18 protein-coding genes are annotated in these 15,713 nt (G+C 66.1%); 5 read left to right on the plus strand and 13 right to left on the minus strand.

Annotated elements, in window-relative coordinates; translation table 11 throughout:
- Positions 1-125 precede the first annotated feature (125 nt).
- The 11 genes from AB0J97_RS03555 to AB0J97_RS03605 all read right to left on the minus strand — a co-directional run bounded on the left by AB0J97_RS03555 (position 126) and on the right by AB0J97_RS03605 (position 8,491).
- On the minus strand, positions 126-1,301 hold the full coding sequence (locus AB0J97_RS03555) for a site-specific integrase (RefSeq protein WP_364083958.1): 1,176 nt from the start codon (positions 1,299-1,301) through the stop codon (positions 126-128).
- Positions 1,301-1,522, minus strand: coding sequence for a helix-turn-helix domain-containing protein (locus AB0J97_RS03560; protein WP_228010966.1), 222 nt, complete (start codon positions 1,520-1,522; stop codon positions 1,301-1,303). Before AB0J97_RS03560 ends, AB0J97_RS03555 begins: the two co-directional genes overlap by 1 nt.
- Entirely contained in the window at positions 1,519-2,661 is a 1,143-nt protein-coding gene (locus tag AB0J97_RS03565; RefSeq protein ID WP_364083961.1) for an AAA family ATPase, read from the minus strand. Before AB0J97_RS03565 ends, AB0J97_RS03560 begins: the two co-directional genes overlap by 4 nt.
- Complete coding sequence (locus AB0J97_RS03570) at positions 2,658-3,554, minus strand: bifunctional DNA primase/polymerase (RefSeq protein ID WP_364083964.1); 897 nt, start codon at positions 3,552-3,554, stop codon at positions 2,658-2,660. Before AB0J97_RS03570 ends, AB0J97_RS03565 begins: the two co-directional genes overlap by 4 nt.
- 12 nt (positions 3,555-3,566) lie before the next feature.
- Complete coding sequence (locus tag AB0J97_RS03575; RefSeq protein WP_364083967.1) at positions 3,567-3,812, minus strand: hypothetical protein; 246 nt, start codon at positions 3,810-3,812, stop codon at positions 3,567-3,569.
- Between the two features lie 142 nt (positions 3,813-3,954).
- Positions 3,955-6,165 carry a cell division protein FtsK gene (locus tag AB0J97_RS03580; RefSeq protein WP_364083970.1) on the minus strand — a complete coding sequence of 737 codons (2,211 nt, stop codon included), beginning with the start codon at positions 6,163-6,165 and terminating at the stop codon, positions 3,955-3,957.
- A 193-nt stretch (positions 6,166-6,358) separates the two neighbouring features.
- Positions 6,359-7,375, minus strand: a complete 1,017-nt coding sequence (locus AB0J97_RS03585; RefSeq protein WP_364083973.1) for a DUF2637 domain-containing protein — start codon at positions 7,373-7,375, stop codon at positions 6,359-6,361.
- Between the two features lie 50 nt (positions 7,376-7,425).
- A complete protein-coding gene (locus AB0J97_RS03590; RefSeq protein ID WP_364083976.1) occupies positions 7,426-7,647 on the minus strand; it encodes a hypothetical protein in 222 nt (73 codons plus the stop codon).
- 2 nt (positions 7,648-7,649) lie between these two features.
- Complete coding sequence (locus AB0J97_RS03595) at positions 7,650-7,814, minus strand: hypothetical protein (RefSeq protein WP_364083979.1); 165 nt, start codon at positions 7,812-7,814, stop codon at positions 7,650-7,652.
- A 174-nt stretch (positions 7,815-7,988) separates the two neighbouring features.
- On the minus strand, positions 7,989-8,303 hold the full coding sequence (locus AB0J97_RS03600; RefSeq protein WP_364083982.1) for a WhiB family transcriptional regulator: 315 nt from the start codon (positions 8,301-8,303) through the stop codon (positions 7,989-7,991).
- Positions 8,300-8,491, minus strand: coding sequence for a hypothetical protein (locus AB0J97_RS03605; protein ID WP_364083985.1), 192 nt, complete (start codon positions 8,489-8,491; stop codon positions 8,300-8,302). The genes AB0J97_RS03600 and AB0J97_RS03605 overlap by 4 nt, the downstream gene beginning before the upstream one ends.
- Positions 8,492-8,731: 240 nt before the next feature.
- Here AB0J97_RS03605 and AB0J97_RS03610 point away from each other — a divergent pair, with 240 nt between their 5' ends.
- Positions 8,732-9,505: a GntR family transcriptional regulator gene (locus AB0J97_RS03610; RefSeq protein WP_364083988.1), complete on the plus strand. Its 774-nt coding sequence runs from the start codon at positions 8,732-8,734 to the stop codon at positions 9,503-9,505.
- A complete protein-coding gene (locus AB0J97_RS03615) occupies positions 9,498-10,061 on the plus strand; it encodes a GNAT family N-acetyltransferase (protein ID WP_364083991.1) in 564 nt (187 codons plus the stop codon). The genes AB0J97_RS03610 and AB0J97_RS03615 overlap by 8 nt, the downstream gene beginning before the upstream one ends.
- A 316-nt stretch (positions 10,062-10,377) precedes the next feature.
- Here AB0J97_RS03615 and AB0J97_RS03620 read toward each other — a convergent pair whose 3' ends face one another.
- Positions 10,378-10,629 carry a hypothetical protein gene (locus AB0J97_RS03620; protein ID WP_364083994.1) on the minus strand — a complete coding sequence of 84 codons (252 nt, stop codon included), beginning with the start codon at positions 10,627-10,629 and terminating at the stop codon, positions 10,378-10,380.
- Positions 10,630-10,730: 101 nt separating this feature from the next.
- On the opposite strand from AB0J97_RS03620, the gene AB0J97_RS03625 reads away from it, so the two are divergent.
- Positions 10,731-11,960, plus strand: a complete 1,230-nt coding sequence (locus AB0J97_RS03625) for a helix-turn-helix transcriptional regulator (protein WP_364083997.1) — start codon at positions 10,731-10,733, stop codon at positions 11,958-11,960.
- Between the two features lie 173 nt (positions 11,961-12,133).
- On the opposite strand, the gene AB0J97_RS03630 is transcribed toward AB0J97_RS03625, so the two are convergent.
- Entirely contained in the window at positions 12,134-13,258 is a 1,125-nt protein-coding gene (locus AB0J97_RS03630; RefSeq protein WP_364084000.1) for a helix-turn-helix domain-containing protein, read from the minus strand.
- Between the two features lie 1,128 nt (positions 13,259-14,386).
- Between AB0J97_RS03630 and AB0J97_RS03635 the strand changes: the two genes are divergently transcribed.
- Together AB0J97_RS03635 and AB0J97_RS03640 are read left to right on the plus strand one after the other, a co-directional pair.
- Positions 14,387-14,893 (plus strand): hypothetical protein, encoded by a 507-nt coding sequence (locus tag AB0J97_RS03635; protein ID WP_364084003.1) that lies wholly within the window; start codon positions 14,387-14,389, stop codon positions 14,891-14,893.
- Between the two features lie 227 nt (positions 14,894-15,120).
- A complete protein-coding gene (locus tag AB0J97_RS03640; RefSeq protein ID WP_364084006.1) occupies positions 15,121-15,630 on the plus strand; it encodes an RICIN domain-containing protein in 510 nt (169 codons plus the stop codon).
- Positions 15,631-15,713: the final 83 nt, after the last annotated feature.

Here is a 15,713-nt window from a genome sequence, read left to right on the forward strand (position 1 = left end):
TGGCGACTGGTTCTTCGCTGGCTATTCGCACATGGGAAGCGAGACGCTAAATGGATGTACGAAAGGGGCTTTCAAAAGGGTTTCCCCTTCCCTTGAACCTGCTGCTTCTATTGCATGACGGTTAGTCAGTGGCCATCGACGATGCCACCTGATCCCCCGAAGATTCGATCCATCAGGATTGCGCCCTCCTGGAGCACTGGCCGGATCTGCTTCCGGTAGACCAGCTCGGTCACGCTGGTACTGCTATGTCCTACGAGACGGGAGATCTCCTCGATGGGTGTGCCGTTGTCCGATAGCAGGGATACGAAGCTGTGACGAAGCTCCCGCGGCGTCCACTGTGTTGGATCGAGTTTGGTCTTCGAGATGACCCTGCGGAACGCTCTACGAACGTTGTGCGCGTCTAGGGGAGTTCCAACTGCCGAAGCGAACACCAGGTTGTGTTCTTGCCACCGTTCCCCGGCTGCTTCACGGTCCTTCGTCTGCCGAGCCTTCTGGACGTGCAAGGCCTCGATACAGCGCTGTGGGAGAGCCAGGGTTCGACGTGATTTCCTGGTCTTGGTATCCCCTCCTGCCCGTACCGAACGCCACACCGCTACATGCGGAGGGATGGTTGGCTCGCTAGCCGGGTCCCCTTCCAGCTCGACGTACTCCCATGTCAGGGCTCTCAGCTCTTCGGTGCGAGCACCAGTTAGGAGGGCTAGTACCAGATAGCTATACATACGGGTTCCTTCCGCAGCTTCTAGTACGGCTTCTGCCTGAGCCATTGTTAGGGCTTTGGATGGGCGTCCTTCCCTACCCTTCGGAATCGAGCAAAGCTCAACGATGTTCCGCTTCACCAGATCTCGTGCCATCGCACGCTTGACCGCTCGGTTGAGGTAGGAACGGATGAGCCGCAGAGTGCTGGTACTGAGTACCTTGGCCTTCGAGGAGAGCCACGTATCCACGTCATGAGCACTGAGATCCCGAAGCTTCCGCTTCCCCAGGGCAGGGATCAGATGGCTGTTGCAAAGGGTTCGGCCAGTCTCGTATGTGGCTCTGTCCCGCTTGCTTAGCTCGTACCTAAGCCAGTCCTCGACGGCTTCCTTCACGGTGTAGTTTCCGGGAGCGATGGCGAGGCCATCTTCGTAGTCCCGGAGGACTTCCTTAAGCTTCTGCTTCGCCTCGGTCTTGGTCTTACCGCTGCCTCTCTTAACGATGCGTTTGCCGCTTCCGTCATGGCCGAGGCTGGCGGTGGCGATCCAGCGTTGGCGCTTGTCGTCCCAGTGGAGGCCGCCGTCTCCTCTGCTGCGTCGTTTGGTCATCAGGCTGCTTCCTCGGCTTCCTTCTCTAGGAGGGCGATGTAGTCGCGGATGGCACCGGGGGTGATGAGGCGGGCGCGGCCTTGCTTGACGGAGCGCAGGCGGCCGGTGCGGATCTGGTCGTAGATGACGGTTCGGCTCATGCGGAGCAGGCGCATGGCGTCGGTGACGCGGTAGAGCTGGGTGTCGGCGGGCCGGACGCTGTCCGGCGCTGAGGTCGTCACTGGTGGGTCTCCTCATCGGTGGGGACAGCGGGGACAGGCAGCAGAGCCGGTTGTCCCTCATGGGTATGGGCCTTGGTGCTGGTCGTGGCGTGGTCTGGGACGGTTGGGACGCCGGGGACGCCGGGGACGCCTGCCGGTGACTCTGTTCCGGGGAGGCGGTAGTGGCCGGTGGCGTTGACGCAGAGTTGGCCGTCGGCGTTCATGCGTTGACAGGTCTTGCGGACGTTCTCGTGGGACAGGCCGGTGGCGTCGGCGATGGCCTTGGGTGTGCTGTTCGGGTTGGCGCGGACGTGGCGGGCGATGGCGGCTCTGGTGTCCGACAGGGCGTGGTCTTCGGGTGGGCCGTCCAGGAGGTGCCAGAGGCCGGCGGCCGGTTGAAAGGCCATTGCGTATTCGGCTTCCTCGACATCGCGGCCGGTGACGTGCAGGACGCCGTCTGCGGTCCCTCTGGCGCGTTTGAGGACGAGGGTGGCGTCTGCTGCTCCGGCCAGGCCGTTGGTGCCGGAGACTTCGCTCAGGAAGTCTTCTGAGGCCATCTTGCGGACGTGGTGGATCAGGACGACGGCGACGCCGTAGGTGTCGGCCAGGCGCTTGGCGCGGCTCATGGCGGCGTAGTCGGCGTCGTAGGCGGACAGGCCGGGTGGTGTGTTGCCTCGGATCTTGGCGAAGACGTCGATGACGACTAGGCGGGCGTTCGGGTTGCGGTCGAGCCAGCGGGCGATGGCCTCTTCCCCGCCCTGCGGGAGGGTGGGGCAGGTGGTGGCCAGGGTCAGGTCCTTGGGTGCGGGTTGGCCGCTCAGGATCTTGCCCATGCGGTTCTGGAGGCGGCGGGCGGTGTCCTCCAGGGCGAGATAGAGGACGGGGCCGGGCTCCAGTTCGATGGCTTCCAGGGCCTTGGCGCCGCTGGCGACGGCGATGCCCAGTCCGAGGCTGAGCCAGGACTTGCCGACCTTGGGCGGGCCTGCCAGGAGGCTGAGTCCTTCGGCGATGATGCCGGGGACGGCCCAGCGGGGCTCCGGGAAGGTCATGGCCATCAGTTCGTCGGCGGTCCAGGAGGTGCGGAACGGCACGGGCTGGCTGGGCGCATTGACGGCATCACCGTTGACCAGGCGTAGGTGAGTGGTGCGGTCGTTGGTCATGCGGCCACCGTTCGAGGCCGGCGAGCTCCGGCGCGCAGGCCGGAGGCGATGGTGCGCTGGGCCTCGCCGTACGGCTGGCCGATCTGCGTGGCTGCCTCTGTGAGCCACGTAGTGACGGCAGCGGCGTTCAGCTCGCCTCCGGCGACGAGCTGGCCGAGTGCGACGGCGGCGAGGTAGAGGGCGTTGTTGTGGCCGTGCGGTGGCGAGCTGGCCACTCGGTCCAGTTCGCCGAGGACGGCGGCGCGGATGTAGGAGCCGCGCCGGTCGGATGCGAGGGGCACCGTGACTGGCTTCTGTGGTGGGAGCGGGGCCGGGCGTAGGCGTTCGACCAGCCAGGTCGGGAGCGGTGCGGGTGGGATCGGGTGCAGGACTTCGTAGGTACCGGTGGCCTCGTGGTCGGTGACGTGGCTGCCGGGGCCGACGACGTAGCCGCCGTTGGCGCGGGTGTCGATCAGCCAGCCGAGGCCGCCGTTGCCGCCTTGCGTGTTCGTCAGGGTGACTCCATTGGGTGCGGTGAAGTACAGGTGCAGGCCGCCGCGTCGGGTGCGGACCTGGAAGGTCTCCAGTGGGAGCGGCTGGCCGGCCTCCTCGCAGAGGGCGGCGAGGACGTCCGCTCCGTCTCGGACGCCGGGGCAGTTCCACTGCGGTGGTGGCTGCTCGCTGGGCTTGGGCTGGTCCAGGTCGATGACGACCAGACCGGACGGGCCGGTGGCGATGCCGACGTTGTACGGGCGCTGCCAGATGCGGCGGATCGTGGCCGGGTCGGTGGTCGTGCGGTGTTGCCAGGCGGTGAAGCCGCGGGGCGGGGTCTTGCCCTTCGGGGCGAGCGGGAAGACGTGCCAGCCTCGGGCGGCGGCTGCGAGGGCGTAGCGGGTCAGGTTCTTCGTCGGCATTGGGTGCTCCAGTCAGCGGGTGCGGTGCAGGGCGCGGGCGTGGTTCCAGATGCGGCGGCCGATCCGGAGGCGTAGGCCTGTGGCGCGGCAGCGGCGGCAGTCGTGAGTGCCGCGTCCGATGCGATTGGGCTTGCGGCCCTTGCCTTGGCAGGAGCGGCAGCGGCGGAAGGGCCGGATGTAGCACTTGGCGGCGTAACGGACGGTGATGAACAGGGCGATGACGATCACTGCGCTAGCGGTGAGCGTGGCAGGGGTCATGACGGGCCTCCTGGGCCGTTTTTGGGTGTCGTCAAGCGAGGGCGCTAGCGTGCTAACGCCCTGGCCAGGGCTTATTTCTGGTGCTAGCGGGGGTGCTAGCGATAGCAGGGTCAGCCGCTAGCGCTAGCACCCTCCGGCGGGGTCACTCGGTGCCGGTTCGGCGGTTACGTTCCGCCATGGCGTCGGTGAGGTCGTCCAGGCGGATGCCGCGCCGGGTGATGGCCTTGCCGTCGATGCGGCGGCCGATCGCCTGGACGGGTACGCCGTGCGGCTTGAGTGCCGTGGTGAGCTGTTCGGAGGCCCAGCCGGTGTAGAAGTCGGGGCGGAGTTCGGCCAGGCGGGAGCATAGGGTCTCGTTCCAGGCGGCCGTCTCGCCTGCGGGCCAGATCTGGGCGACGTCGGACAGCAGGTCGAACGTGGGTGCGTCAGTGCGGGTCTGGGTGCCCTCCTCGGGCAGGGTGCCGGCCAGGCCGCGTAGCTGCATGGCGCGGGCCACGACCTGCTTGGCCTTGTCGGTGTCCACCTCGAAGGAGCGGCGGGCGGCGGGCTTGCCGAGGCCCGACAGGATGCCCCAGCCGGCCTCCTTGACCGGCTCGAAGATGGTGGCGCGGTAGCCGTTCTTGTACATCGAGGTGCCGAGGATCATGTCGTTGGCGACCTGGTCGGCGACGCTCATGCAGTAGCGGGTGTTGACGTTTCGGGTGATGCCGGTCGGCAGGCTGTCCTTGTCGGGGATCTGGGTGCCGATCAGCAGGATCACGCCCAGGGCACGGCCCAGCTTGATGACTTTCTCCAGGATCTCCCCGGCTTCCTTGCCGTACTTCGGGTGCAGGAACAGCTCTTGGATCTCGTCAATGGCGACGATCAGCGGGTGGAGGCCGGAGTCCTTGAGCGAGGCGAGTTCCGGGGTGACCTTGTTCTCCGGGGCCTTGCCGAGCTGGGCGTAGTGGGCGATGCGCTTGGAGCGGCGTTCGCCCTCCTTGTAGAGCCAGCGGATCATTCCGGAGCAGCGGGCGATGGTCTCGTCGTCGAAGCCGTTGCCGTACTCGGTGCAGACGGGCTCCAGGACCTTGAAGTCTCCGACGCCCTTGAGCTCGTAGATGCGCAGCTCGGCGCGCGGGTCCAGGCTGGCGGCGAGGACGGCCAGGCGCAGGGCGAAGGTCTTGCCGGAGCCGGGCTGGCCGCCGACCAGCCAGTTGCGGAACATCAGGGCCGCATTGACCGTGTCCATGCGCGGCGTGGTGGCGAACGGGAACGGCTTGAAGACGTCCACCTTGCCGTCCTTGAGGAGGGGCCAGGCGGGCTGCTTCATCTGGGACGCGGGTTCGTAGCCGACCCACAGGGCCAGGCGGCCGGGGTGGCCGTCGCCGGGCTCGGGCCAGACCTGGTCGAGCGGGAGACGCATGCCGGAGGCCAGCCGGCCGCGCCGGGCGACCACGTCGGCGGCCTCGACGCCGAACGGCAGGTCGATGATGGCGAGGTGGCCGGGGCCGTCACGGTGAATGTCCTGCGGGAAGCTGATGGCGTGCTGGTCCTTGCTCACGGCCTGGTTGATGCCGGAGATGCCGCAGGACAGCAGCGCACGGCGGACCAGCTCGGCGGTGAGCTTGCGGTAGCGCGGTCCTTCGGACACGCGGTCGGTGATGGGCTTGTCGGTGGGCCTTCCCGCACGGGCCAGCAGTGGCACGGCCACGGCGACGGTCAGCAGGCGTCCCCAGGTCGGGATGTCGGCGAGCAGGAACACCAGCAGGCCGATCAGGACCGTCACGGCGAGGCAGACCAGGACGGACCAGCGCCACCGCGACTGTCGCTGGCGCTGCCTGTCCAGCTTGAGCCAGGTCTCCGGGTCGTTGCGGTCGGCGGCGTACTGGCGAAGTGCCCAGTTGCCCTCCTCCGCAGTGGCCCAGTGGAGGAGCTTGCCGGTAGCTCGGAAGAACCCGACCGGCGCGTAGAGGGTGGCCTTGGCGGCGTACTTGGGTGAGCGGACGGCGTGGTAGCCGACGACGTACCCGGCGTCCTGGGCTGCCCAGACCAGCATGGAGCGCGCGGCTTTCCAGGAGCGCAGGGTGGCCGGGACGATCGGGGCGCGACGCTGATCCGTGCTGGACCGGTACGGCACGTCGTCGTCGGGCGGGTCGACCGGCGGGCCGAGGACCGTGCCCTCGACCGCGATCGTCTCGCGGTCGAAGAACTCATCCTCGTCGCGGTCCGGCTCCTGGTCGTCCGCGCGGTTGGCTCGTCGGCGGACCGCGTGCAGCGGGACCACCTCGCCGCCGTGCTCGGCGCGGTCGAAGGCGGTCAGGTCGTCGCCTTCCCCGGTGTGGTCTTCGTGCTCGTGCGGGTGATGAGTCATGATGTGTGCACCTCGTGTGCGTAACTGCGGGCGGGGTTACGGGGCGCGGCCGGAGTCTTGGCGGATGAGGCCGCGTCCCGTACTGGCTTGAGCAGGGACGATGTGCGGTCGGACCGCGTCCCGTCCTGCCTGGCGTGGGTGGTCGGTGCGTGTGGTGGATCGTCGGTCGAAGGGCAGGCGATGGAACGTTCCATCAGGCCGCCTCGCGTCCGGTCTCCTCGGCGGTCGGACCGGTCTCGGACCGCAGGCGGGCGAGCAGCGCTCCGGCCCGGTCGGTGGAGACGGACTGGCCGGTCTGGCGGATCGCGTCGCGCAACCGGTCGCGCGTCAGTGCGATGCCTCGGGCTTCGTGGTCGGCGGCGATCTGCCAGCCCAGCGGCATCAGGTCGTCCACCTCGGACGGGGCGACGGCCGGGCGAGTGGTCTTACGCGTCTTGCCCTTGCGAGGCGATGGCTTGCGGTCGGGTGCGGCAGCCAGAGCCGGACGCTGGGGAGCCGGAGGCTGTGTGAGACGCATCCTCTCGATGTGGATCGGGGCCGGGGCCAGTTCGCCCAGCTTGTACAGGGCGCGCTCGCGTCGGCTGGCCTTGAACTGCCACAGGCGGCCGTACCGGTCCTGAAGGTCGGTCTTGGCCAGGATGCGGTCACGCTCGCGGTTCAGGGCGTCGGGGTACGAGCGCACCTCCCAGAGCACCATCCGTCGCCACAGCGCGAACGTGGGAAGCGGGGACAGCACCCACCGCGAGACGCGGATGCTGTCGAGTCGGCGGGACGGGTTGGCCAGGTTGGCGCGCTTCCGTACGGCATGCGTGCCGATCTCCACGGCCACCACCCACAGGCCGGGCAGGATCGCGTGGGCGATCACGGCGAACCAGTCGGGTCCGCCCGCTACACCGGTGTAGGCGGCGACGTTCAGGTAGACGGTGACGGCGGTCAGCGTCCACGGGATGAAGCGCAGCCAGCGCACCCGCATGTCCAGCCGGGCGAGGACGATGTCCAGCGCGGAGAACACGCCGATCCCCAGGTCCACGCCCAAGGGCAGCAGGAAGGCGAGCGCTCCGAAGGTGGGCTTGGCCGCGTTCATGACGGTGGCGAAGGAGATGACGAACCCGACCAGGCCCAGCACGCCGACTGCGGCGGCCGTGACCGAGATCAGCGTCTGCTCTCCCTCCGACAGCGGGCGCGGGCCGGCGGCAGGTTGGTCGTTCATGACGGTTGCTCCGTTCGGCGGGTCTGTAGGGCGTTCGTGGGTCGGGTTCATCAGCTCCACCGCCGTCCCCAGCAGCGCGGGCAGCCGGGCTTGTTGCACCAGTTCTGTGGACGGCTGGCCCAGAACCGGGTGATGAGATCCGGCGAGCCGCCTTGCTGGACGGTCAGGCGGGCGACCTGCCACAGGCGGAATCGCTCCTGGCCCATGCGCAGCAGCTCGGCGATCAGGCCACCGGCGAGGAAGACGAGAAGGTAGACGAGGGCTGTGATCATGGTCAGCTCCACTGACGGTTCTTGAACTGCTTGGTGGACTGCTTGCGGCGCTCGATCGCCTCGGGATCGGAGAAGCGATCGAGGCGTGGGTTGGCCTTGCGGGCGCGGGCCTGGAGTCGCGCCCACTGCTGGTCGGTGATGGTGTTCGGAAGCTGGTCGTCGGACATGGCCGGTCTCCGATCAGTGGCAGGAACGGACGAGGATGCGGCAGACGCGACACCCGGCCTGGCCACGAACGCCATGGATGACGCAGCGCTGGATCGGCCGGCCACCGCCGCAGCGGCACCCGAACGGGCTGCGCGTCCGTTTGCCGCACTCGCAGCACTGGAAGCGGGCGGCCATCAGGCCACCTCGTTCGTACGGCGGGACGGGAAGAAGGTGAGGAGCGGACGCACGTCCCGCAGTTCCTCTGCGGTGTAGCCCGCCCAGACGCCCTCCTCCGGGGCGAGCGCCATGGCGTACGACAGGCACGCGGCGCGGGCCGGGCACCTGGTCTGGCAGATGGCCTTGGCAGTGGCCTCCCGCACCCATCGCTCCTCGTCGGTCTCGGTGTCCGGACCGGTGAAGAGCACGGCCTGGGTGGAGTCGCAGGCCGGTTCGGCGTTGATGAGGTCGTCCAGGAGGTCGGTGACGTCGTCGTCGTACTGGTCGTTCACAGCTCCACCCCCAGTGCCCGCAGGGACTGGACGAGGGCGAGGCGAATGCAGGTGGGGCAGATCGGCGGCGACGGCGGCTCAGCACCGGGCGTGGACTCCTCCACGCTGTCGCACATGAGACAGAACCACTGGATGGGCTCGGCGAAGTCGTCAGGGACGACACGCATGGTCTTGGACCCGTGGGTCATGATGAGGACACCTCTCTAGAAGGGGCGCCGGGGTGCGGGACTGGTTTGGCGCCTAGGGACCGCACCCCGGCTTCTTCGTTGTTTGGGCTGGTCAGCTGGGCTGATCATCCCCTGGTGTGCCTTATTTAAACAAGGCGAACAAGCGCCGTCAATCACTGCTGGCATACTTGTTTGAACAAGGTGAACGAGAGGGGCGCGAACATGCCCAGCCAGAGGCGGCGCGACACGCTCCGTGGAGACGTGTCGGCACGGATCGCCGAAGACCTACGACAGGCCATCCTGAGCGGCGAATACGCCGAAGGGGACCGGCTTCCCAGCACGTCGGAGCTCATGGAGCAGGAGCAGGTGTCGTCGCTGAGCGTGCGGCACGCGTACCAGGCGCTCATCGGTGAGGGCCTGGTGGTGGCGGTCCCGAAAAAGGGCTTCTACGTCCGCGAGTCGCTGTGCATGACCTGGCACATGACGAAGTGGCAGGACCCGCAACGCCTGGAGAACGTCCAGACGGACGGCTGGACGGCGGACGTCGAAGCCGCCGGCTACTCCCACCGGCAGACGATCAGCGTGAGCATCCTGCCCGGCAGCCACATGGTGGCTGGAACACCGGTCGCGGAGCGTCTGGGCATCCCGGAGAACGAGCGTGTCGTCGTACGCAGCCGCGTCCGCTACATCGGCCCCGGCCCAGGCGAGCCCGCCAACGAGCCCGAATCGCTGGCCGACTCCTACTACGCGTACAACTGCGTGAAGGACACCCGGATCATGGAGCCGGAGAGCGTCAACACGGCGCAGGTCCTGGCCGACCTGGGGTGTCCGATGCGGGACCACTTCGATGAGCTGACCCCGCGGATCGCCTCCCGGCAGGAGACGGAACGGCTCCACCTGTCGGGCGTCATGGCCGTACTCGAAGTGGTGCGGACTACGTTGACCACATCAGGTAAGCCGGTACTGGTGCTGCATCAGATCAGACCGGGCAACGGGTCCAAGTACATCTACCAAGTGGGGTACGGCGATGGCTGAGCGCCCCGTCCTGACGGCTCGCCTCGCCGTGGAGAGCGACACCGATCGCGTGATCGGGCTGCGCGCCGAGTCCGAACGCTGGTTGGCCAGACGTGGCATCCAGCAGTGGACGGCCAAGTGGGACGAGGTCGGCCGGGACAAGATCCGCCGCAACATCGCCAATCGCGAGACCTGGGTGTTCGAGGACGACGGCGACGTGATCGCCACCGTCACCCTGAACACCCGGCCGGATCTCGACTTCTGGAACCCCGACAGAGACGGGCCGGCCCTCTACCTGTACAAGCTCCTCCTGGCACGGGACCGCGCAGGCGAAAGCCTAGGGGCCGACATCGTGAACTGGTCAGTGAACCAAGCCGCACTTCGTGGGTTCCCCTGGCTCCGCCTGGACGTGTGGCGCAACAACCACGGACTCCAGCGCTACTACCTGGACCAGGGCTTCGAACACGTCCGAACCGTCGAGGTGCCGGGACGCGACTCGGGGGCCTGCTTCCAGCGGCGGGCGGTCCCCACTCCCGTCGAGAACATCGTCGACGCCGACGCCCAGGCCGATGTCTGAGTCATCAAGGCTTGCGCTGCCCGTGCCTGTGCGCGGCGATCAGCGCGGCCCACACAAGGCGAGCGGTGGCGTGGCGCCCTCGGGCGGTCTCCTCGTACCCGTTCTCCTCGCTGTGGCGACGGATGAGGAACTGTCCCGCCTCGCAGCACCACTCGTACTCACCGCAACACGAGATCTCTCGCACCCGGACAGGACGCGGACCGTATGGGACATGCGGCGTCCACACGTACATGAGGGCTTGCCTTCGGTTCGCGCGCAGGAGGCAACCGCGGTCGCCTCCTGCGCCGGCTGATCTGGCGTTCACGTCGGCTCGGCGTCAACCGTTGGCGACGGTGGTCTTCGCGCTATGGAGACGCAGCACGATCGCGCCATAGATGTAGGAGGGGTTCGATGCGTATCGGTCGAGATGCACGAGCTGAACCGAGCCCGTGGCACCGGGCGCTAACGACTCAAGCGCCCGCCGCAGAAGCGCGGCCGCCTGCGCGGCCTCACCGGTTATGCCGCACGACCCACGGCCGTACTGATCGCAAGCAGCCCACGAGTAGAAACCATCGATGTCCTGGTGCACGACTACATGAGAGCCACGCGCGGTACTACGTCAGAAGAGGACACTGAGCGGCGAACCCCGCTGTCCGCCCCCGTGTCCGCCTGTCCCCGGAGGTGCACCGGATGAGCGACAACGCCACGGCTCCCGTCTGGGCCGGCCGCCTGCTCGCCGCCCGCAACAGCAAGGGCTGGTCCCAACGCGAGCTGGCGCAAGAGCTGGCCAGAGCCTCCGACAAGCCCCTCCCCGAGCTGCCGAACGTCATCCGCCGCATCCGAGGCCACGAGACCGGCGAACACCGCCCCGACGCCTTCTACACCCAGCTCTACTGCAAGGCGTTCGGCCTGACCGAAGACCAGCTGTTCGGCACCATCATCAAGCCCGTCCCCGCCCTCGCCCTCCCCACGTTGGCCCCCGACCCCGACCTCTACGAACGCATCACCCGCGCCATCGAGCACCCCTCCCGCGTCGACCTGGCGACAGTGGAATGGCTGGAACACTGCCTCGCCGAACACCGCCGCGTCGAGGACACGATCGGCAGCCGCCCCCTCCTCCCGCTGGTCCACGCCCAGCTCTCCACCGTGGCCGACCTCGCCCGAGGAGCCCGAGGTTCCCTCGCCGACCGCGCCGTAGCCGTCCTGGCCCAGTACGCCCAGTTCATCGCCTGGATGTGCCAGGACTCCCGTCAGCACGCCGCCGCCCTGGCCTGGTACGACCGCTCCCACGCCTGGGCCGTCGAGGCCGGCGACGCCTGCCTCGCCTCCACCACCTTGAACATGCGCGCCCACCAGGCATGGAGCCTCGGTGACGCCCAACGCTGCATCCGCCTGGCCGAAGCCTCCCGCTGGCACGACGGCCGCACCACCTACGGTGTCCAAGGCATGGCCGCCCAAATGGCCGGCCGAGGCCACGCCCAAATGGGCGAGGCCAACCAGGCCCGCACCCGCCTCGCCGAAGCCGAAGACCTCATCCGCACCGCCGCCGAACACCCCGAAGACGAACCCCCCTGGATGTACTTCTACGACGAGGGCTGGTTCCTCATGCAACGCGGCATGGCCGAACTCGAACTCGGCGACGGCCGCCGTGCCACCGACTACCTCGAACGCGGCCTATCCACCCTCCCCGAGTCCTACCGCCGCGACAGAGCCTGGTATGGCGCATGCCTTGCGCAGGCGCAAGTTGTGCAAGGCGACGCCGAAGCAGCGGTTGCCGTCGCCCTGAGCATCGTCCCGGACGCTTTGGCACTCAATGCCTACGCTGTGAACGAACTTCACCGCATCGCCCATCATCTAGCGGCTACAGGAGCGCCCGGAGCGAAGACGCTCAAGGCATTCCTGACACCTGAGCCACCGTGAGCCTGTCCCTGCTGTCCCCACTGTCCCCCACAGCCTCTAGCGCAGGAGATACGGGATGTTAGCCGAGGACAACCTGTCAAACATCCGTGTCCCAGGCGTCCCTGCAACTCGGGTCGTGGCAGAGAAGAAGATGCCCCCAGTGTTTCAGCTCCTTGAGGCACAATCCCCGTTGGTCAGAACGGCGGCTCGTCGGAGAAGTCGCTGCTGCTCTTTTTGGATGCTACAGAGGCCCAGGGATCCTCGGCCGCCGTTACAGACGTGGGCTGCGAAAAAAGTGCACCGCCGTTATCGGCCTTCTTGATGTTGACCTTTATGATATCTCCATTCGTTAGACGCAATGTCATGTCTGGAGACGAAAGAGCCTTAAGGAGATTAGCGGTGTACAGTCGATCTTGGGCGCTAAGTGGTCCTGCCGACTTGCGGATTACCATGGTAACCACGGCGATATTGTCGGTTCTATTGGGCTCTACCACATTGCAGTCGATGACTTGCCCCTCGGCGATCAGCTCAGCCGCCTCTTGCCCCAGATGCTCCAAGTTTTGCTCCGCGCGTGACCCGTTGACCACTGGCTTCCTCCCCTTGGCTTCAGTTGCGGCTTGATCGTGGATCGGTGCGGCAACTCTCTTATACGGCGTATATCTGAGAAGCAGAGTCTTCGGGTGGTCGGCACTCGTGAAGGAAATATCGGCCTTCCTTTTGGCGCCCTCTCCGGTCACAGATAGAACTCGTCCGAGCCCGAAGGTGGTATGAATGATATGATCACCGGGCTGTAGTTGCTCGATTTCCCGAATTGAGTTGGAGACTCGTTGCTGCTCCGCAGTTCTAAACCATGTCGCCAACGTCTGTTGAGCAGCTTCAATCGCATCGTCTTCAGCGACTGGCGCAAGAGCATCGATAATATCGGTCAGCTCGATACGCGCCTCATCGCCTAGAACGCCCTCGGCAGTTGCACCACCGATCACCATCTTGAAGCGCTCGAGCAAGTGGATAGCGTCCCTGTCGGGATAGTCTCCTTCGACTCCATCCGCGAGGACCTCGAGAACAAACGACAGCACGCTCGCCGGCAAGGCCTCACTGGGGGACTCGCCTCGTACGAGTTGAGTCAGACTGCCTGGGGCCCAGCCAAGTACTGGCTCGAGTCTCTCCCAAGTCGACTCGTTCGGGGCGACGTTCGCTGTCTCGATGTTGCGCACGGTTCCTCGGGAGATCCCGGCCAAGTTCGCGAGCGCAGCCTGCGACAGCGAGAGTGCCTTCCGGCGCTCGGCCACTGCTACCGCGATGACCTCTTTCTCTGACATCTGCGGCCCTCCAAGCTTGAACTGTCAAAGAGTACCGCACTCTTGCACACTCAGCACTGATCTACTCCAGCAGCTTGGCCGTTGACCAACAGGATGCCACTAAGCACAACCTAAGCTCCGTAGCAAGAGCAAGACACTGATCAGATTGTGCATCGGGGGGTTGCGGGTAGTAGACCGGTGAGGCATTCTGGTGATGCCGAACGTACCTTCGGTTGATGGCCAAGAGCGTGCGGGAAGTCGTGCAACCCACGACAGACCTGTGCCCTCTTCCGCATGTCCTGCGTCTCGCAGTCCCAACTCTGGCCGGGAGCACTGTCACCAGGACCTACATGACGTGAAGCTTGCCGCTTGCGGTAGACGCGTCACCTAAGTCACGTGCGTTCCGCTCCCTGAGGCCCTGGCTGGCCACACCTGATGGCCAGTCGCGGCTTGTCCCTACGCTGTACCGCTCGTTGTGCTGTACAAGAATCGGGGTAACTTGAGCACTTCCCTAGTGACCGCCTTAGCTGGCAACGCTCTGGCCTTCAGAATCTCCCTGCGAGCGGCCGTCAGTGTCGGTTCTCGGATGAAATGGTGGGAGGTTGCGCAGTGAGCTGTCTGCACCGGTGGCCTCCCGAGCTCGATCTTGCTGCGTGCGAGACGTGTGGCCTGCCGTACGCCGAATACAGTGAGCCGTCCGACGATGATCAATGCCTGGAGGGCGCGGACCTCGAGCGCGATATGGAAATCGTGTCCGAGGAAGAGCCTCCGCAGCATGATCTTGAAGCCAAGTCGGCACGTTCGGTGCAAGACCTTCGTCGACGCATCTGGGTGCCTCTTCGGCCCTCGAGCTGCGTGACCTTCTGAGTGACAATCAGCAGAACCGATCACGATCGTTGACGGACGTCCTCAGACCGTAGTCGCAGATGGCAGACGTGCCGCCTCGACGTGAGACGAGTGTTCGAGTTCGCTCGTAATGAAGGGGTCTGGGGTTCGAATCCCCAAGGCGGCTCCCAGTTCAAAGGCCCTCTGTGATCATCACAGGGGGTCTTTTGCTTGCAGGCATCTTCGGGCCGCAGAAGGCGGGCCTCGCTCATCGGTTGCAACGCTGAAGCTCCAAGCTCGCGGATCGTGTGTTTCCATGACGCCATGGAAGCGGTTGCGGCAAGCATCGTTGCAATACTGGGGACTCTTCTCGGGGCCGCGCTGAACCACCTGTTAGGGGCGCGAACGGCGAACCGGGCAGAAGGTCTCGCGCGGACCGAAAGGCTTCGAGCGGAACGTATAGACGCGTACTGCACCCTCGCGGGCTCTCTCACCAATTATCGCCGCGGGCAGATGGACCTGTGGTTCGCGAGACAAGAGAGTCCAGAGCAATCGAGCTGGATCGAGCTACGTCGTGAAGAGCAACGGCTACGGTCCGCGGCTCTGGAGGCGCTCTATCGCATGGAGCTCTTGACTGACGATGAGCAACTGATCGCCAAGGGGTGGGACGCCCTGGGCGCCGTTGATCGGATGAACGATCTGGAAAGCCGTGACGAGCTGGATCGCCAGCGAGCCGCTTCTCGGGCGCTCATCACCGACTTCATCCGTGCTTCGAAGCCGTTCGTGAGCCCTCGGATCGAAGGTTCGGCCGTCGTGGAGGAACGGGCTTAGACGCCGGCGGCTGAGCGGATTGCGTGGGCGCAGACATGAAGAGTGGTCGCGGGATCGGTGTGGCCGAGGTGAGCCGCCGCCTGCACGACCTGCGCCGGGTTTTGCCTGGTTGAAGGGGGCTTCGGGGGCTGGGGATAGAGGACTGTCAACGGAAGGTGATTGATCCAACACGGTGAGTTGCGGCATGGTGCTCTAGCCCTGTTCAACGCACCCTCGGAGGGACAATCATGCTGCTTGTTCGCCGTCTTCTGTCCGGAGCCGTTCTCGTCACCACCGTCAGTGCGGGTCTCGTCCTGCCTGCCGCGGCCTCCGCTCCGAACCCCTTGTGCATCGACGTCACCAACGATCGTGGCAACGGGGTCCGGATCTACCAGTGGGAATGTCAGTCCGGCAACAACAATCAGAAGTTCGTGATCGACGGGGGCCAGATCAAGATCAAGGACACGCTGGGGACGTCGCGGCCGATGTGTGTGGACGCCACCAACCACCGCGGCAACGGGGTCCGGATCTACCAGTGGGAGTGTCAGGCGAACAACGACAACCAGAGGTTCGTGATCGACGGGGGCCAGATCAAGATCAAGGACACGCTGGGGACGTCGCGGCCGAAGTGCATCGACGTCACCAACGACCGCGGCAACGGGGTCCGGATCTACCAGTGGGAGTGTCAGGCCGGCAACGACAACCAGAGGTTCGTGATCGACGGCGGTCAGATCAAGATCAAGGACACGCTGGCCTGAGCGAACGGGTCGGCGGCGGGGGCTGGGTCTGCGCGTGCGGACCGGCCCCCGCTGTCTTCGCCGGGGGAACCTGGGGTGGAATC

Origin of the sequence: Nonomuraea sp. NPDC049607 (genome assembly GCF_040675375.1) — a bacterium.
GTDB lineage: Bacteria > Actinomycetota > Actinomycetes > Streptosporangiales > Streptosporangiaceae > Nonomuraea.